The organism is Mesorhizobium sp. M1E.F.Ca.ET.063.01.1.1 (genome assembly GCF_003998155.1).
In the GTDB taxonomy this organism is placed as follows: Bacteria; Pseudomonadota; Alphaproteobacteria; order Rhizobiales; family Rhizobiaceae; genus Mesorhizobium.
This window is the reverse complement of sequence record NZ_RZSC01000968.1, coordinates 1-1,889: the sequence shown is the minus strand read 5'-3', so window position 1 is coordinate 1,889 and position 1,889 is coordinate 1. Positions and strand designations below refer to the sequence as shown.

The 1,889-nt window shown below is 63.6% G+C and carries 2 protein-coding genes; both read right to left on the bottom strand.

From position 1 onward, the window contains the following. Positions 1–1,427 (bottom strand): valine--tRNA ligase (locus tag EOA29_RS34900; protein ID WP_127222292.1); only part of this gene is annotated, 1,427 nt, incomplete at its 3' end. Between the two features lie 217 nt (positions 1,428–1,644). Next, a partial coding sequence (locus EOA29_RS34895; RefSeq protein WP_127222291.1) for a DUF2497 domain-containing protein occupies positions 1,645–1,889 on the bottom strand: 245 nt, incomplete at its 5' end.

Genomic DNA, 1,889 nt, shown 5'->3' with positions numbered 1-1,889 from the left:
ACCCAGGCCTTCCACGGACCTTCCAGCGCCAGATAGTATTCGATCGCCGCGGCAAGCGCCTCTTCCTCGGTCTTCTCGACGAAGACGCGACCGTCCGGCCCGTACCAGGCAGGGATCTGGTGGCCCCACCAGAGCTGGCGCGAGATGCACCAGGGCTGGATGTTCTCCATCCAGTCGAAATAGGTCTTTTCCCAATTCTTCGGCACGAAGTTGGTACGACCTTCGCGCACGGAGGCGACCGCCGGCTTGGCGAGTTCTGCCGCGTTGACGTACCACTGGTCGGTCAGGAACGGCTCGATCGGCACGCCGCCGCGGTCGCCATGCGGCACCGTGTGGTGATGCGGCTCGACCTTGTCGAGGAAGCCGCCGGCTTCCATCAGCTCGACGATCTTCTTGCGCGCGACGAAGCGGTCGAGCCCGTCGAGCTCGTCCCAGACGGCGTGGCGCTCCGGCGTCACCTCTAGACCAGCGAGGTAGTCCTCATTGTCCTTGAGCTTGACGGCGGCTTCGACGGTCAGGATGTTGATCGCCGGCAGCTTGTGGCGCTTGCCGACCTCGAAGTCGTTGAAGTCGTGCGCCGGCGTGATCTTGACCGCGCCTGAGCCCTTCTCCGGGTCCGAATATTCATCGGCGACAATAGGAATCCGCCGGCCGACGATCGGCAGGATGACCTTCTTGCCGACCAGGTTGCGAAACCGTTCGTCATCGGGATGCACGGCCACCGCGGTGTCGCCGAGCATGGTTTCGGGACGCGTCGTGGCGACGGTGATGAATGTCTTCGGATTCTCGGGGTCGAACACCGCGCCTTCGACCGGATAGCGGAAATGCCAGAGATTGCCGTTGACCTCGTGCTGCTCGACCTCGAGATCGGAAATGGCGGTCAACAGCTTCGGATCCCAGTTCACAAGGCGCTTGTCCTTGTAGATCAACCCTTCCTTGTAGAGGGTGACGAAGACCTCCAGCACCGCCTTGGACAGGCCCTCGTCCATGGTGAAGCGCTCCCGGCTCCAGTCGGCCGAGGCGCCCAGCCGCTTCAGCTGGTTGAAGATCGCGCCGCCGGATTCGGCTTTCCACTCCCAGACCTTTTCGATGAACTCCTCGCGCGTCAGGTCGCGGCGATGGATCTGCCTTTCCATGAGCTGGCGCTCGACCACCATCTGCGTAGCGATGCCGGCATGATCCATGCCGGGCTGCCACAGCACGTTCTTGCCGCGCATGCGTTCGAAGCGCACCAGGATATCCTGCAGCGTGTTGTTGAGCGCATGGCCCATATGCAGCGAGCCGGTGACGTTCGGCGGCGGGATGACGATGGTGAAGGCTTCCGCCCCTTCCTCCGCGCCGGCGCCGGCGCGAAACGCGTCGGCCTCTTCCCAGATTTTGGCGATCTTCGGCTCGACGGTCTTGGCGTCGTAGGTTTTATCAAGCATGGAGGAATGGTCCGAGCTGTCGGGAATAAGCGTCCGGTGTAAATCGGAAGCTCTTGGCCGAGTCAACCGCGAGGAAGATAGTCCGTCTCGCCGAGATAGGCTTGCCGCGATCGACGGCAATCCCATGCGTCATCGCCAACGATCCCGCGGCCGCATTTTCCGGAAACGAAAGCGCCGCCCGACGGCGGTGCATTTTACCTTGAACGCGCGGATGAAATCACGGCGCGCCGCGCGCCACGCGCTCGATTTCCTCGCGCACCAGCCGTTCGACCAGCGTCGGCAGATTGTTGTCGAGCCAGTCCTGCAGCATCGGACGCAGCATCTCCTCGGCCATCTCGTCGAAGGTCTTCTTGCTGCGGCTGGCGAAGGCGTCGGAAAGCTCGCCGAACGCCGCCGCGACCTGCCGGCCCGCATGCTCGGAGAGGATCGCCGGCCGCGCCGACGGCGAGTCGGCTGACGATG